Raw genomic sequence first — 15,588 nt, forward strand, 5'->3', positions numbered from 1 at the left:
TACACAATTTTAACAATTTTGATGTTTAAGCCATTCATTTTTAGCGATCCAAGCGCCTCCGATAACGCCGGCATCATTTCCAAGTGCTGCGATTGAAATATCAGCAGCTTGGGCTGCCCGCGGAAACGCGCATTTGCGGAATGTTTTCTCAACTTTTGATCTCAGCAGTTCTCCGGCTCTCGATACGCCGCCGCCAAGAACGATTTTGGACGGATTAAGCGAGCTTGCCAAATTTCCGAGCACCAAACCAAGATGCTTGGCTACATAATCAACCACCTCAAGGGCAATTTCATCATTTTCACCCGCCGCTTCAAACACATCCCGCGCTGACAATTGTTCGGTTGCTTGTAAACGTGTCGTCTTTTTAGCATTTGCTATTTTTTCTTTTGCAATTCTTACAATTCCGGTTGCTGACGCAATTGTTTCGATACAGCCCGTTTTGCCGCAGTTGCAGGGCGCTCCGCCTTCAGGGATGCTGCAAATATGGCCGATTTCTCCGCCGGCGCCATTTATGCCATGTACAATTTCACCATTTGCAATGATGCCGCCGCCAACTCCTGTGCCAAGCGTCACGAGAATGACGTCTTTTGCGCCATCACCCGCTCCCTTCCACATTTCCCCGAGCGCAGCAATATTCGCGTCATTTTCTATAACAGCTGGGATGCCGGTTTCTGTCTCCAGATGGTTTTTCAAAGCATAATTTTCCCACCCTAGATTTACTGTTTCATAAACAACTCCTGCCGCCATATCTACAGGGCCTGGTGCACCCATTCCGATGTATTTGATGATGTGCTTCGGTTTTTGCAGCTCATCCAGCTTGCTGTCGATAGTTTTTGCAATTGTGACAGTAATCGTGTCGCCGGTTTTATCAGTCGGAACTTCCCACTTATGCTGAATTTCGCCATATTGATTAATAAAAGCGAGTTTAATCGTCGTTCCTCCCAGGTCAATGCCCACAAACCATATCTCGTCCATTTTTATCACCTTAGCCTTTATAGAAATCTCTTCCGTTTTTTGTTTGTTCCAATTCTTTTCGAAGGACAGCTGCCGCTCTGGCCCATTGCTCCTTTTCAATCATGTGGTTCATGTATAATTCCTTTAATTCATCCAGCATAAACTCAATTTCAAGCTCTCTGTCTCCAAAATAAACAATGTGGCCAAACGTTTTTAACAGCTGCTGCACATCATAAAATGTATTCATTTTCCTCACCATTTCTTGAACTTAACTATCATAAGCGTATTCATAAGGAAGCGGTCAGTCAAGAAGAAAACGCTGACAAAAAAGCCAGCCTCCTTTCCATATTCCACCTTTATGATTCTTTATTGTTTTCAATTTGCCGCTGCAGCTCCTTGTAGCGCTGCTCCTTCGGCTTCAGTTTCACAGCCGTCCGGATGGCCTTTTCTGCTTGTGCAAGCTCATTTTTTTCCGCATACAATAAGGCTAAATTGTAATATGAAGCATGGTCTCTAGGTTCTTTTTTCACTGCTCGTTCCAAAAGGGAAACCGCCTGATCATATTCGCCGATTTGAATATCAGATACAGCAAGAATTTTCAATAGATCAGCAGAGGCATCTTTTTGCGCTGCTTCTCCGTTCAGCAATTCTGTTACTTCCTCATACTTTCCTTCCTGATACAGCTCGTTTGCCTGCTGAATCAGCGCTGACTCCTGGTGTGAAGGCGAATGCAATCCGTAATATAAAAATCCGGCAGCCAAAGCAATCAGCAAAACCGCTGACAACAATCTTTTTCCCAAGGCTCTGGCTTTGGGCAACCCCAATGCCGCTGCAGCGAAAAAGCCGCCAATCAAGCCGCCGATATGTCCTGAATTATCAATATTCGAAACCGCAAAACCAAAGCCCAAATTGATGATAATAATGACAATAATATTGGTTCCTATGGTTCTTAAAAACATTTTCCGATTGGACAAAGCAACATACAGTAATGCACCTAAGCATCCGAATATGGCTCCTGATGCCCCTGCCGAAGGATACGGGCTGAACACAAAACTCGCAATCGAACCCATAATGCCAGCAGCCAGATAAATCAGCAAAAATCTCCCCGATCCATACATCCGCTCAACCGCTGTACCAACCGACCATAAAGCCAGCGTATTAAAAGCTAAATGCGCTATGCCGATGTGAAGCACGATCGGTGTCAGAAGCCGCCACCATTCTCCTTGTGCAATCAGGCTGTTTTCCTTTGCTCCAAAAGCGACCAGCGTCTCCGTATTAGTGCTGCCTCCGTTTATTTCGAGCAAGAAAAACATCAGGATCTGAAGCGCAATAAATAAATATGCAAAAAACGGTTTTCCGTTTTGAAAAACCGCCGCTTCAGTTTTTCTCTGTTCTTCTTGTTTCAGCACTAGCGAAAGGAAACGTTCTCGCGCCATTTGCGCGTCTTCAAACGAAGCGTGTTCCTCTATACAATCTTCTGTACGAAATGATGGAAAAACCGCTTGAAGATCATCTCGAAGCATCGTTCCTCTAACGATCGCCGGCTCAACTGACACAGTTCCCTTCTCAAAAGTTTTTTTTGCAATCTCTTCCCAGTCATCAACAGGGGCTTCCGTTGAAAAAAACACATTCAGCAGCTTCATCCTTCGTCTGCCCAATTGATGTCTGACTCGTTCTACTCGTTCGGCCTGCTCTTCGATGTCTCTAACCATTTCTTGACGGAAATCAAGATCGTGCTTATAAAGACGAACTAGATCATGAGAGGACTTGTCCGGCGCTTCCAGCCATATTTCATCTGACTCACCGGCTTGTATGACGCCATACCCGCTATTCACCAGGTGCGCCGCAATTTTCCAATATGTATACTCCAGTAAAAACATGTTTACCGCTCCAATAGTTTTTTTTCATTATAACAGCTGGCGCTCCGAAACGCCTACTGAAAGCAAAAAATCCCGTTTTTCACGGGATTTTAGAAAGCTTGCTGTATAAACTTATTGCGGATAAATGGAATTCTTAAAAACAAATGGATAAAAGACCGCCTGATTCCTGGCTGGCTGAGTACAGTATTCATAAGACGGTAGCGATTTTGATAAAACATGACGGCAGAAACCGCGAAAATGGCATATATCAAAAGTTTTTTCATTATATCCCTCCTGCCAATAGGGTTTGTTATTCTGCCTTATTTATTCTCGAATAAGGGACAGGAAAGTTATGAAAAACAAGAAATAATCCGATCCTCTGTTATCAGCTTATGTACCGGGATGTCATGCGGCAGACTGGGTACGTGCGCAAACAACTGGCACTCCAAAAGCAACGAGACTGTCTTCCCTTCATATTCACTTAAATAGCGATCATAATAGCCGCCTCCAAAGCCGACCCTAAACCCGTTAACATCAAAACAAACACCTGGAACGATCATCAAGTCAATTTGTGATGGGTTTACTTCTTTTGTTTTTTCAATTACCGGCTCGAGCAGTCCGGCGTACACGGTTTCGAGCTGATCATCAGTCTGATATGTGCGAAATTGCATTTTCTTCGTGTCCGGATGGCATTTTGGGATGCAAACTTGTTTCCCTTCTTCCCAAGCCTGCTCAATGACAGGACGCGTCGGTATCTCTAATCCTCTGGAGATGGTGACCGCAATGGTGCCGGCATTTTGCCACTCCGGCAGAGAAAACAAGTACTTATACATACGTTCCGTTTTTTGAAGAATATCTTCATTTGATAAAGCAGACAGTGCCTCCAGCGTCTTTTTTCTTAATTGTGATTTCATCTCTCATCCCCCTCGGAATAGAAAAAAAGCCAGAACCTTTTTCAAAGCTCTGGCTTTTTTCTTACACCTCAAACAGCAAAGCTGTTATTTTGTTTCACGGTGTAACGTAGATTTTTTATCACGTGGGCAATATTTTTTAAATTCAACGCGGTCTGGATTGTTGCGTTTGTTCTTTTTAGAAATATAGTTACGCTCACCACATTCAGTGCAAGCCAAAGTAATATTAACGCGCATTATTTTCCCTCCAAACTAAAATCATTTACTTATTCAGACTTATATATAATACCACTATAATGGACGGAATGCTAGGCTGTTTTTCAATGAATTGCTGAATTATTGAAGATACGCTCATAAAGCTGCAAATATGATGACATAATGAGTCGGGGGTGGTGGAGCTTGAACACTTGTTGTCTGCCAGCTTCTTTTATCCGGCGGGCTTTTTCCCGGTCTTTTAAAAAACTGTCCAGCAGATCAGCCGCTTCCTGTACGAGCGTAAAATCAGCGATGACTGCCGTTTTGTCATGAACGGCATAGTCACAAAAACCACCCGACTGAGAAACGACAGTCAGCACACCTTGTTCCATGCTTTCTTGCGCGGCAAGCCCAAACGGTTCATAAGAACTAGGGAAAACAGCCATTTCACAGTGAGACAGTAACGTTCTGATATCTTTCCTATTTAGAAACGGCAGAAACATGACGCGATCCTTCAGGTTATATGCCGCAGCCAATTTCTCATAGGAGGACAGAGACGGCCCCTCCCCAGCCAGCACTAGATAGAGGTCAGGCTGACGCTGCTTCAAGATGGCAAACACCTTTAACAGCTGCGAAAATCCTTTTTCCGGAACAAACCTTCCATATGAAAAGAGGAATCTTCTATTTATGCTTCTTTGGATTTCCCCCTTCTCTTCCTCCATAGATGCAGGGCTTGGGATAACGGTTATTTTTTTATGTGCTGCCTTATTAAGAGACCGCTTCATAAATGTGCTTAATACGATCAATGCATCAGCGGATTCTATAAGGAGCCGTTCGGTCTTGAGCCTGTATGGGTGTGGGGCTTCCCGGCACACCTTCTTCCTTTCTCTTTCAAGACCGTGGATTGTCGCAGTAAGCGGAAGGCCAAGCCGTTGTTTCAAATACTGGGCGGCAGGGGCAGTTGTGTCATCATGGGCATGAATCAGATCAAAGCGTTTATTGTGTGATAACACATGGCGAACCATTGTAAAGTTAGCATCAGCTATGTAATCTTCAAACTTCGCATACGAAAACAGCTGCCCGCTCGGAGTACAAACTGTAATGTTGATATGAGGGTTTAAATAGGAATTGAGGCGGTTTAAATGGACACCGAGCCCGCTTTTCGGCTCATCGGGATGTTCGGGTGAAAGCATGAGAATGTTCACCGTTCTTTTTCCCCTCTCCCATAACAGGTGTATGCAGAAAATTGCTCTTCCCACCTGGTGTGCGCTTCTTCAATCTGAAAACTGTTTATATGACGAATCCCATTTTCATCAAGATAGATGTCGTCTGTACCGGCAAGCTTGAGAGAGACATTCATTGAATTCACAATTCTGTATTCAGCCCGATATACAGCATCACCAGCCGCCTGTCTAATCGTCCATTCGCCTTTATCATACGTTGTGCGTTTTGTCCTGACAGCTTCAATGTCTTTTCTTTTGATGACAATGCGCAATTCTTTTATCATATCCTGCGTTTTTTCAAAAAGGACCGCTTCAGCCAGCCGCATTGTTTCTTCTGAGATTTCCCAGCTTACGGTCAAGGTGTGGGCGTTTTGAATGATTATGTCGAATGTGTCCCTAAAAAAGGAAAGCTTATGTCGTATATTATAGGGAAATGGGTGTTTATCCATGGACTCCTAACATTCTCCTTTCCAATCATTCACTTCGTGTTCCTATTAAACCATTACATAAAGAAGAAGCAAAGAAAGATTTCTCGACAAAATCTCGTTTTTTTCGCGAATTCCTTTAGAAACTATTGGTTTTATGGTATAAAAAAGAAGGATAAAAAAAGAATAGAAGGTGATGAAACGTGGAAATTGCTATTATTGCGTTGTTTATCGTCAGTATAGCGCTAATTGCATTCTCATATTCTCAAAGAGACCCGATGAAAGATGTAGAACAGGAGCTCGAAACACTGCAGCTTTCTGCGATGCAGGAAATTTACAAGCTCAAAAAGAAAATGACAGTGCTTGAGGAAGAATTACTGGAAACAAACCTTGTCATTCGCAAATCAAAGCAGAGCGACATCAATCAAAAAATCGCTAAACAAATACTTTCTAAATATAATAACGGTATGTCAGCTGAAGCGATTGCTAAAGCTGAGCATGTATCAGTGGAAGACGTGAATACGATTATCAAAGATAATGAGAAGGTGCTCGTATGACAAAACGGGGCATTCAGGCATTTGCTGGCGGCATCATTTTAGCGACAGCCGTTCTTGCAGCTGTTTTTTATCTGACTGACGAAGACCAAGCCGCTGCTGTAAAAGAAAATAAGACAGTAACCGAACAAGACGTGAACAATTATCTTGATTCTAAAAAATTGGTTTCTGTGAACCGTGATGAATATCAAAAACTTCTCGATTCAAAAGAGAAATCCTTAAACAATGACAGCGGCTCAGACACGAAATCAGACAAAGTCAAAACGTACAAGCTCACCATTAAAGACGGCATGAGCACTGCCGATGTATCTGCTATTCTTGAAAAAGAGGGCATTATCTCTTCGGCTCAAGACTTTAATGACTATGTCATTGATGCCGGCTATCACAAAGAAATTCGTGCCGGCGAGTTTAAAGTAAAATCAGACATGAGTTTCAAAAAGATCGTAAAAACGTTAACACGATAAAAAAACAGGCTGACTCAGCCTGTTTTTTTTCATCCAAACTTTCCTGAAATGTAATCGAGCGTTCTTTGGTCCTTCGGATTAGAGAACATTCTATTCGTATTGTCGCATTCAACAAGCTCGCCCATGTAGAAAAAGGCGGTTTGATCAGAAACCCTTGCTGCCTGCTGCATGTTATGCGTGACAATGACAATTGTATATTTATTTTTCAGCTCTAGAATGAGTTCTTCAATTTTTCTCGTTGAGATTGGATCTAGTGCAGATGTCGGTTCATCCATCAGCAAAATATCAGGATTGGTCGCAAGTGCTCTGGCGATGCAAAGACGCTGCTGCTGGCCCCCTGACAGCGATAGCGCGGACGTATGCAATCGATCCTTCACCTCATCCCATAACGCCACGTCTTTTAATGACTTTTCCACAATTTCCTGAAGCTTCTTCTTATTTTTGGTGCCGTGGACTCTCGGTCCGTAAGCCACATTATCAAAAATAGATTGCGGAAACGGATTCCCTTTTTGGAATACCATACCGATATTTTTTCGCAAATCCACGATGTCCACTTTATCCTTTAAAATGTTGCTGCCATTATAGTTCAGCTCACCTGCAAGCTTTACATTTGGCGTCATTTGAATCATTAAATTCAATGTCTTGATAAAGGTCGATTTCCCGCATCCGGATGGCCCGATAATCGCCGTAACTTTATTTTCATAAATGCTCAAATTGATATTTTTTAAAGCATGATGCTGTCCATACCATAAGTTCATTCCATTGACTTGATAGACTTCCTGTTTCATTACAGCTTCGGTAGCAATACTCATTGCCGCCCTCCTATCCGAATTTCCCGTTAATATAATCCTCTGTCTTTTGCTTTTTCGGACTCGTGAAAATCTGTTCGGTCTGTCCGTATTCTACAAGCTCGCCGTTTAAAAAGAATGCCGTCCGGTCAGAAACCCGCAGAGCCTGCTGCATATTGTGCGTGACAATAATAATTGAGTATTCTCTTTTCAATCCTGTAATTAATTCCTCTATTTTTGCATTTGAAATCGGATCAAGCGCTGAAGCTGGTTCATCAAGCAGAAGAACAGCCGGCTTCATCGCAAGCGTTCTCGCGATGCATAAACGCTGCTGCTGGCCGCCGGATAACGAGAGTGCGGATGAATGTAAACGATCCTTCACCTCATCCCAGAGGGCCGCTTTTGTTAAACTTTCTTCCACAATTTCATCTAAAACAGCTTTATTCCGCTCTCCGGCATATTTCAATGCATGTGTGATATTCGCATAGATCGACTTCGGAAATGGATTTGGTTTTTGAAAAACCATTCCGATTTCTCTTCTCAAGCTGACAACGTTAATATTGCCGCCCAATATATTTAATCCTTCATAAAGGATTTCACCTTCCGCTCTTGCAGATGGAATTAAATCGTTCATTCGGTTAATATTTCTCAAAAAAGTAGATTTTCCGCATCCCGACGGCCCAATTAAAGCAGTCACCGCATTTTTTTCAATATCCATGTTTACATGATGAACGGCTTGTTTATTTCCGTAAAAAATAGACAGATCTTTGACCTCAAGCACGTGGTTCTGCTTCGGAACAATAACAGCTCGCTCAGGTTTTTCTTTTACCATTTGTTCAGCCATGTTTTTCGCCTCTTTCCGTTCTAATTTGCCGTAAGCTTTTTGTAGATCATCGTGCCAAGCCATCTCGCCGCGAGATTAAACACAAGAACAGAAATCACCAGCACGGCAGAACCACCGTTGGCAATCGCTTCAGCATCCGGAATCATTCCTTGTGTATTGACGTTCCAAATGTGGACCGCAAGTGTTTCAGCGGGCCTGAAAATATTAAGCGGTGATGTTTCCGAAAACGGGTTCCACTCCGTAAAATTAAGACGCGGTGTTGTCAGGCCTGCCGTAAATAATAATGCGGCCGCTTCCCCGAACACCCTTCCTGACGCTAAAATTGCTCCTGTGATGATAGAAGGAATCGCACTTGGAATTAAAACGGTTTTTACGGTATGCCAGCGTGATACACCTAAAGCGAGAGAGGCTTCCTTCAGATCTTTAGGGACTGAACGGATCGCGTCTTCTGTCACACGCACCATGACAGGAAGGTTAAAAACAGTTAACGCAAGCGCCCCGCCTATGATCGTATATCCCCAGCCTGTTAAGTTGACAAACATCAATAATCCAAACATCCCAATGACAATAGACGGAAGAGATGAAAGCACCTCTATACATGTTCTGATGAAGTCAGTTACTTTGTTATTAGGCGCGTATTCAGCCATGAAGACTCCGCCGCCCACACCGAGCGGGATTGTAATCAGCATTGTAATAAACAAAATATAAAAGGAGTTAAACAGCTGATCTCGTATGCCTCCTCCAGCTGCAATGGCGCTCGATTTTGTTGTAATAAATTGAAAACTGAGCTGAGAAACACCGTTTATAATAATATAGGAAAACAAACCTACTAAAATGGCAGCAATAATGGCTGCACACAAACTAAACATTCCGGTCGCCAGTTTATCTGTTATTTTGCGGTTCATTACACTTTCCTCCTAGATGACAAGTAGCGAATAAGCATGATGAACAGGAATGACATTACCAGAAGCACAAGCCCCATTGACCACAGCGTATTGTTTTCAACACTTCCGTATGTGGTGTGGCCCATATTCAGCGTGATGATCGTTGTCAGCGTTCCCGCAGTATCAAACAGGCTTTCCGGCAATACTCTTGTATTTCCAATGACCATCTGAACAGCCAAAGCTTCACCGAACGCCCGAGCCATGCCTAACACAACAGCTGTCATCAATGTTGGAAAAGCTGCAGGCACAAGTACTTTTCTGATCGTCTGCCATCTTGTCGCACCGAGCGCGTAAGAACCCTCTCGTAAACTCTTCGGAAGAGAAGCCATTGCATCAGCAGAAATCGATGTGATCGTCGGCAGAATCATGACGGAAAGGACAATCGTTCCCGCCAATAAACTGTGCCCTGTTCCGCTCGATTTGAACTGGGCGATAAACGGCACCAATACTGTAAGACCTATGAATCCATAAACAACAGATGGAATACCGACTAAAAGCTCAATCACCGGCTGCAGCACTTTCTTTCCCCAATTCGGGGCAATCTCTGTCATAAAAATCGCACCTGCAATGCCAAGCGGCGCAGCGATTAGAGCAGAAAGAATCGTTACTGCAAATGAGCCAAAAATAAATGGCAGCACTCCGTATTTCGGATCACTATCTGTAGGATTCCAATTTAAGCTCGTTAAGAATTCAATTGGGCTTACACCATTTACAAGAAAAGATTGCAGCCCCTTAACGCCGAGGAAAATGGTAATCGCAACAGATGCCGCAATCATAATCAGTGCACAAGCTGTGACTATCATTCTTCCCCGAACTTCATCCAATTGCCGATTTTGCCTAGAGCTGATTAAGCGCTCGCTCACAGACATATTTTCTCTATTGTTTATCATTGTTTTACACTCCTATGAATGTGTTAAGAGGAGAAACGGTTGTCCCCGCACTCCTCTTTTTATTAAGATCAGCTTTGCTTCCCGTTGGCATCACGTGTCACTTTCATATCAGTAACTGGAATGTAGCCTTGGTCAGTAACAATGCTTTTTTGAATGTCTTCACTCTTTAGATAATCAAGAAATTCTTTAGCTAAACCTGTCGCTTCACCTTTTGTATAAGAATGCTGATAAGCCCAGATCGGATACTCGCCAGTTGTGACATTTTTCGCTTCAGGTTTTACACCATCAATTGATAGAGCAGTTACTTTGTCATCTGTTAAATATGAGAATGCAAGATATCCAATCGCTCCCGGAGTATCAGCAATGATTTTTTTCACCGTGTTGGAGGAATCTTCAGTAATGCCTTCTGCTGGTTCTTCTCCGTCAAGCGCATATTTTACAAATGTAGCACGTGTGCCGGAAGAATCAGGACGGTTTACAAGTGTAATCTTTTGGTCTTTGCCGCCGAGCTCTTTCCAGTTTTTAATTTTGCCAGTGAAGATTTTTTTCAATTCATCTTTTGAAATATCCTTCACACCAGCATCAGGGTTTACAGCTGCTGCCATACCAACTACAGCGACTTGATGATCGACAAGCGCTTTTGCATTGATGCCTTCTTTTTCTTCTGCAAAAACGTCTGAATTCCCGATCTGAACAGCTCCTTCAGAGACTTGAGAAAGCCCTGTTCCAGAACCGCCAGCTTGTACCTGTATGTCAGCATCAGGGTTTTCTTCCATAAATTTTTCCGCGGCTGCAAGTACTAGTGGCTGCATTGCCGATGAACCAGAAATGGTTAAAGAACCTGATGCCTTTTCTTCTCCTTTTGCAGAATCGCTATTCGATTTTTTACTTTCTCCTGCATTTCCGCATGCAGCTGCAATCATCATAAATGCAGCCATCAGAAGCATAAGCACCAATTTGTTTTTTTTCATTTCCTGAATTCCCCCTGCGTATATTGTGTAATTTGTCCTACACGTATAGAGTAAAGGTTCTATGTAAAAAGGGTTTGAACCGAATGTTAAGGTTTTGTAAATCAGTGCGTTTTTTTGTATAAAAAAAAACGCCCACATCATGTGAGCGTTTCTTTTTAGTTATCAGAAGACGTTGTGTTTTCTGCATTTTCTTCAATTTTGTCTTTATTCTTTTGCTGAGTATCTTCTTTGTCCTGCTTCGATTTCAGCTCAAAATATTTATCCATTACTTCCCTGCCGATTTCGTTTGTAATGGTATATTTAGCGCTGTAATCAATATAAGCCCAAGGGACTACTACAGAGATCGCAATCTCAGGATTATCAGCCGGTGCATAGGCAACAAGTGTCGTATTATAAGTCGCTGTTCCTGTTTTTGATTTATCAGGTCCATCATAGAACGATTGTGCTGTTCCTGTTTTACCGGCAGGCTGATATGACGCTGAAGCAAATTGACTGGCAGCTGTCCCTTTTGTCATTACCCGTCTGAATCCGGCCTGAACCTCTTTAATGTATTCACTCTTCATGTCGATTTTATTCAGCACTTCCGGCTGAACGGATTGTACGACAGCACCGATCCCTCTTTTAGCATCAGGTTCTCTGACTTCCTTTACAAGCTGAGGCTTTAAGCGATATCCGCCGTTTGCAATCGTTGATACGTATTGCGCAAGTTCCAGCGGTGTATACGTGTCGTATTGCCCGATCGCATAGTCAAGCAAGAATCCCGTCAATCTGTCTGTTCCTTTATAGCCTGTCATTTCATTCGGAAGATCAATTCCAGTTTTGACACCCAGTCCAAATTGGCTGAAGTAATTACGGAACGTATCAAAGGCCGTCGTATCAATCGGTAAAGCTTGGTGCGGTTTATATTCACCTTTTCCGAGCGCGATCGCTGTTTTGAACATAAATACGTTGGAAGACTGCTCTAAGGCTCTTTGAATGTTAACAGGTCCTAAAGTAGTCCAGGATTTTTTACCATTTTTATCCTGACCGATATACAATGGTTCATCCTGAAAAACTGTATTCAGGTTGATGGCACCGGTTTGAAGGCCTGTCAAGACTGTTGCGCCTTTGACCGCTGATCCCATGGCATAAGATGACGTCATTGTACCTAAAGCGTAATCATCAATTTTATATTTCCCATTTTCTTGTTTAATCTGCTTGCCCGCCATTGAAAGCACTTCACCGTTTCTTGGGTCCATCATGACAACGAATGCCCGGTCTAACAATTGCGTGCTTGGTCTTGCTTTAGCAGATTTGAGGTTCTTCTCAATGATTTTTTCCACTTCTTTTTGCAAATCAATGTCAATCGTAAGCACGAGATCCTTACCGGCTTTGCCTTCAGATACCGTTTTTGTTCCCGTGACATTGCCGTTTGAATCTGTGATATTTTCGACTTTGGCTTTTTGGCCCTGCAGAAGGCTTTCATATTGGTATTCCAGATAACTTTTTCCGACCCTGTCATTTCGGCTGTAGCCAAGCGACAGGTAATGCTCGAGCAAGTTGGACGGCAATCCTTCATTAGAGCTGGAAACACTTCCGAGCACTGAGCGAAGAAGGTTTTTATACGGATATTCACGTTCCCAATCGGACGTGACATCAACACCTGGCAGTTCGTCTAAATGTTCACTTACCACTGCCATTTCCTTCGCTGATACATCTTCGTTTTTGATATATTGAGGGGTCAATGCATAGCCCGAATCCATCTGTCTTTTGATAGCGAGGATCTGCATATCTTTATCCGTCAATTCATTCAACTGCTTATCAGTAATCCGTTTTAGCTGAAGCTGGTATAAATCGTCATCGGATATTTTTTTGTCTTCAACCTGCTGTCTTTCTTTAGAGCTAATGAGCTTTTTTGCTTCTTTCGGTCTAGTCAAAATCCAATAATCTTTTTTATCCCGTTCTGTTACTTTTTTTGTATCGACTTTGATCATGTCAGACAGCTTTTTTGCGATCTTTAAGCGCTGTTCTTGCGTGGTCGATTTAGATCTCGTGTATGTGATTGCATTTAAAGCCTTATTTGTCACAATGGCATTAAAGTTTCGATCATAAATTTTCCCGCGTGGTACCGCTGAGCTGACTTCACTTTGTTCCTGCTTATTCGCTTGGTTTTTGTAATCATCGCCTTGCACGATCTGCTTGATGCCCAGTTCCACAATAATCCAGGTAAATATAACAAAGGCAGCTAAAAATAAAATATTCAGCCGGATCGGAAGCGACTTCTTTTTCTCTTTATGATTTTGCTTTTTTGGTTTATTTCTCCTCATAACATCACCTTTTCTATTTACAGAAAGAAAAGACACTCAAGTAAGAGTGCCAGTTTTCATTTTAAAGGTTTTTTCGACTTTTTTCTACAGATAACCCCTTTTTGGCAAAAAAATTATCTCTCGCCTTTTAAAAGGGTCGGTTCTGTTACCCGTTTTTGGCCGTCTTCTTCCATGGTTTCATTTTCCCCTTCTTTCTCCTTAAAACGGATATCCTTGACAAAGTAATAAATCAAAGGATGTCCTATACCCAATATCGCAAGTGACAAAGGAATTCCCACATCCTCTTTCAGAAGGGCCACAATCAGGAGAAAGCACAAAATGGAAACAATTCTGCCGGCGTTCAAGAACATTTCTCTAAGCACGATATATTCAATTCTTGCTTTTCTTGCATGCCTCGCGCGCCCTATCACATCATATGTAAGTGATACATATGGCACAAGCAACAGAGGATAGCCGATGGCAATGAAAACGCCGTACGTTAATAATGTCGAAAAGCTCATATGGAACAGAATCAAAAACAGCGCGCCATACAAAATAAGTCCGCCCAGCAAAATCGATTTTTTTCTCGCCTTTTTCTTAATCAGCCTGGATGCAAAGTAGTAGGCAAAGAAGGAAACAGCTGAATTGACAAGACCGAATGTACCGAGAGCAAGTTCGCTGTTTGTCTCAATAAATACAAACACACTGATTAAAAAGACAAAAATCCCTTCTCTCAAACCCTGAAAAAAATGCGCATTCGTGATTCTCCGCCAATTCATATTGCTATGACGCTCTCCAAATACTTTGCTCAGCATAAAACGGCCCTTTGATTCTCTCCGTTTTAAGAAAAAGCTCATCACGACAGCCAGGGCAAATAAACTGAGAGAGAGACTGAAAATCACTGTATAACCCGTATTATTTTCAAGCCTTGAGATCACAAATCCGGCTACAATCGGGCCGATCATTCCTGCAGAGGAAGACAGAATGCCCATAAACCCGTTGAAAAAGTCTCGCGTATCCGGCTCTGTTATTTCAAAGGTCAGCACGTTAAACGCTAGCCAATAAAAGCCATAGCCCACTCCGAGCACCGCGCCGATTAGCACGAGGCGGCTGGCCGCCGTTTCTCCGGCTAAAAGCACACTTAAATAAAAGGCAGCTAAAAAAATGACGCCGAACCTTAAAATGAATACCCTGTCTATTTTTTTGGCTAACCGTCCAGCCAAATAAAAGGTTATCGGCTGCATTGTCACAATGGATAAATTATATATCGCCAAATCAATAAATTTCCCTGACTGCTTCCAAAGATACACATTAACAAATGTATTGGACAGTGCAATTCCCAGCGAATAAAGCCCGCCAATGGTCAGCAGAAAGAGTAACCCTTTGTTTACGTCTACATCGCCTATCACTTTTTTTAGTTTGCTCATTACTGACTCCCCTTTACTATCCCTTAGTCTGTCTCACTCAAACCGAGATATGTAAAAAGAAGACATAAAAAAAAAACAAGGTCCCATAATGAGGACCTTGTTTGTGCCATTATTTTGCTTCGCTGTATAGACGAGCCACTTCGTCCCAGTTTACAACATTCCAGAATGCTGAAATGTAATCAGGACGGCGGTTTTGATAGTTAAGGTAGTAAGCATGCTCCCAAACGTCAAGCCCTAAGATAGGCGTTTTGCCTTCTGAAAGCGGAGAATCTTGGTTTGGCGTGCTTGTGATTTCAAGTTTACCGTTGTTCACAACAAGCCATGCCCAGCCAGAACCGAAGCGTCCAGCTGCTGCTGCTGCGAATTGCTCTTTGAATTTGTCAAAGCTTCCAAATACACTGTTGATCTCTTCAGCAAGCGCGCCAGTCGGTTCGCCTCCGCCGTTTGGAGATAAAAGTGTCCAGAATAATTTGTGGTTCGCGTGCCCGCCGCCGTTGTTGCGGACTGCAGTGCGGATGTTTTCAGGAACAGAATCAAGATCTGCAACAAGCTCTTCAACTGATTTGTTGGCAAGAGCAGTGTTTCCTTCAACCGCTTTGTTTAAATTTGTCACGTATGTGTTGTGGTGTTTCGTATGGTGAATAGTCATAGTTTCCTTGTCGATATGCGGTTCTAAAGCATCGTACGCATAAGGTAATTCTGGAAGTTCGTAAGCCATGATAATTCCTCCTTAGTGTATATATGTACTGAAATGCCGCTTCACAGCGAGCCTTTCTTCATTCAATGTAACAAAAGAATGCTTTGTAATCAATGAAAAAGCTCACGATTTAGCTCATTTCAGCGGACATATTTCA

18 protein-coding genes are annotated in these 15,588 nt (G+C 42.7%); 2 read left to right on the forward strand and 16 right to left on the reverse strand.

Going from position 1 to position 15,588, the window contains the following annotated elements; genetic code table 11:
- Nucleotides 1–9: 9 nt before the first annotated feature.
- From glcK to NYE53_RS12430, 8 genes are all read right to left on the reverse strand, one after another.
- Entirely contained in the window at nt 10–975 is a 966-nt protein-coding gene (glcK, locus tag NYE53_RS12395; RefSeq protein ID WP_153256917.1) for a glucose kinase GlcK, read from the reverse strand.
- A 10-nt stretch (nt 976–985) separates the two neighbouring features.
- Nucleotides 986–1,201 (reverse strand): YqgQ family protein, encoded by a 216-nt coding sequence (locus tag NYE53_RS12400; RefSeq protein WP_004399107.1) that lies wholly within the window; start codon nt 1,199–1,201, stop codon nt 986–988.
- Between the two features lie 109 nt (nt 1,202–1,310).
- Nucleotides 1,311–2,834: a rhomboid protease YqgP gene (gene yqgP / locus NYE53_RS12405; RefSeq protein ID WP_327829293.1), complete on the reverse strand. Its 1,524-nt coding sequence runs from the start codon at nt 2,832–2,834 to the stop codon at nt 1,311–1,313.
- 89 nt (nt 2,835–2,923) lie between these two features.
- Nucleotides 2,924–3,097, reverse strand: coding sequence for a hypothetical protein (locus NYE53_RS12410; RefSeq protein ID WP_003230126.1), 174 nt, complete (start codon nt 3,095–3,097; stop codon nt 2,924–2,926).
- Nucleotides 3,098–3,163: 66 nt separating this feature from the next.
- A complete protein-coding gene (locus NYE53_RS12415; protein ID WP_327829292.1) occupies nt 3,164–3,727 on the reverse strand; it encodes a 5-formyltetrahydrofolate cyclo-ligase in 564 nt (187 codons plus the stop codon).
- An 84-nt stretch (nt 3,728–3,811) separates the two neighbouring features.
- Nucleotides 3,812–3,961, reverse strand: coding sequence for a 50S ribosomal protein L33 (gene rpmG, locus NYE53_RS12420; RefSeq protein WP_003153056.1), 150 nt, complete (start codon nt 3,959–3,961; stop codon nt 3,812–3,814).
- A gap of 83 nt (nt 3,962–4,044) precedes the next feature.
- On the reverse strand, nt 4,045–5,124 hold the full coding sequence (locus NYE53_RS12425) for a glycosyltransferase family 4 protein (protein ID WP_327829291.1): 1,080 nt from the start codon (nt 5,122–5,124) through the stop codon (nt 4,045–4,047).
- Nucleotides 5,121–5,591 carry a hypothetical protein gene (locus tag NYE53_RS12430; RefSeq protein ID WP_046160593.1) on the reverse strand — a complete coding sequence of 157 codons (471 nt, stop codon included), beginning with the start codon at nt 5,589–5,591 and terminating at the stop codon, nt 5,121–5,123. Before NYE53_RS12430 ends, NYE53_RS12425 begins: the two co-directional genes overlap by 4 nt.
- A gap of 179 nt (nt 5,592–5,770) precedes the next feature.
- Here NYE53_RS12430 and NYE53_RS12435 point away from each other — a divergent pair, with 179 nt between their 5' ends.
- Together NYE53_RS12435 and NYE53_RS12440 are read left to right on the forward strand one after the other, a co-directional pair.
- Nucleotides 5,771–6,124 (forward strand): hypothetical protein, encoded by a 354-nt coding sequence (locus NYE53_RS12435; protein ID WP_014477348.1) that lies wholly within the window; start codon nt 5,771–5,773, stop codon nt 6,122–6,124.
- Entirely contained in the window at nt 6,121–6,585 is a 465-nt protein-coding gene (locus NYE53_RS12440) for an endolytic transglycosylase MltG (RefSeq protein ID WP_024571927.1), read from the forward strand. The genes NYE53_RS12435 and NYE53_RS12440 overlap by 4 nt, the downstream gene beginning before the upstream one ends.
- A gap of 29 nt (nt 6,586–6,614) precedes the next feature.
- Here NYE53_RS12440 and pstB (NYE53_RS12445) read toward each other — a convergent pair whose 3' ends face one another.
- The 8 genes from pstB (NYE53_RS12445) to sodA all read right to left on the reverse strand — a co-directional run bounded on the left by pstB (NYE53_RS12445) (nt 6,615) and on the right by sodA (nt 15,452).
- Entirely contained in the window at nt 6,615–7,397 is a 783-nt protein-coding gene (pstB, locus tag NYE53_RS12445) for a phosphate ABC transporter ATP-binding protein PstB (RefSeq protein WP_327829290.1), read from the reverse strand.
- Between the two features lie 10 nt (nt 7,398–7,407).
- On the reverse strand, nt 7,408–8,217 hold the full coding sequence (gene pstB / locus NYE53_RS12450) for a phosphate ABC transporter ATP-binding protein PstB (RefSeq protein ID WP_251187929.1): 810 nt from the start codon (nt 8,215–8,217) through the stop codon (nt 7,408–7,410).
- Between the two features lie 20 nt (nt 8,218–8,237).
- Entirely contained in the window at nt 8,238–9,122 is an 885-nt protein-coding gene (gene pstA / locus NYE53_RS12455) for a phosphate ABC transporter permease PstA (protein ID WP_339244962.1), read from the reverse strand.
- The gene (gene pstC, locus NYE53_RS12460) at nt 9,122–10,051 is read right to left on the reverse strand and encodes a phosphate ABC transporter permease subunit PstC (protein WP_251187928.1); all 930 of its coding nucleotides are present in this window, start codon (nt 10,049–10,051) and stop codon (nt 9,122–9,124) included. Before pstC ends, pstA begins: the two co-directional genes overlap by 1 nt.
- 68 nt (nt 10,052–10,119) lie before the next feature.
- Nucleotides 10,120–11,022 (reverse strand): phosphate ABC transporter substrate-binding protein, encoded by a 903-nt coding sequence (locus NYE53_RS12465; protein ID WP_014477353.1) that lies wholly within the window; start codon nt 11,020–11,022, stop codon nt 10,120–10,122.
- A 155-nt stretch (nt 11,023–11,177) separates the two neighbouring features.
- The gene (pbpA, locus tag NYE53_RS12470) at nt 11,178–13,328 is read right to left on the reverse strand and encodes a penicillin-binding protein 2A (RefSeq protein ID WP_080529551.1); all 2,151 of its coding nucleotides are present in this window, start codon (nt 13,326–13,328) and stop codon (nt 11,178–11,180) included.
- Between the two features lie 113 nt (nt 13,329–13,441).
- The gene (locus NYE53_RS12475; RefSeq protein ID WP_003230095.1) at nt 13,442–14,734 is read right to left on the reverse strand and encodes an MFS transporter; all 1,293 of its coding nucleotides are present in this window, start codon (nt 14,732–14,734) and stop codon (nt 13,442–13,444) included.
- 109 nt (nt 14,735–14,843) lie between these two features.
- On the reverse strand, nt 14,844–15,452 hold the full coding sequence (gene sodA, locus NYE53_RS12480; protein WP_004398583.1) for a superoxide dismutase SodA: 609 nt from the start codon (nt 15,450–15,452) through the stop codon (nt 14,844–14,846).
- Between the last annotated feature and the right edge of the window lie 136 nt (nt 15,453–15,588).

It is taken from the genome of Bacillus sp. FSL R5-0523 (assembly GCF_037975295.1).
GTDB classification, from domain to species: Bacteria; Bacillota; Bacilli; order Bacillales; family Bacillaceae; genus Bacillus; species Bacillus subtilis.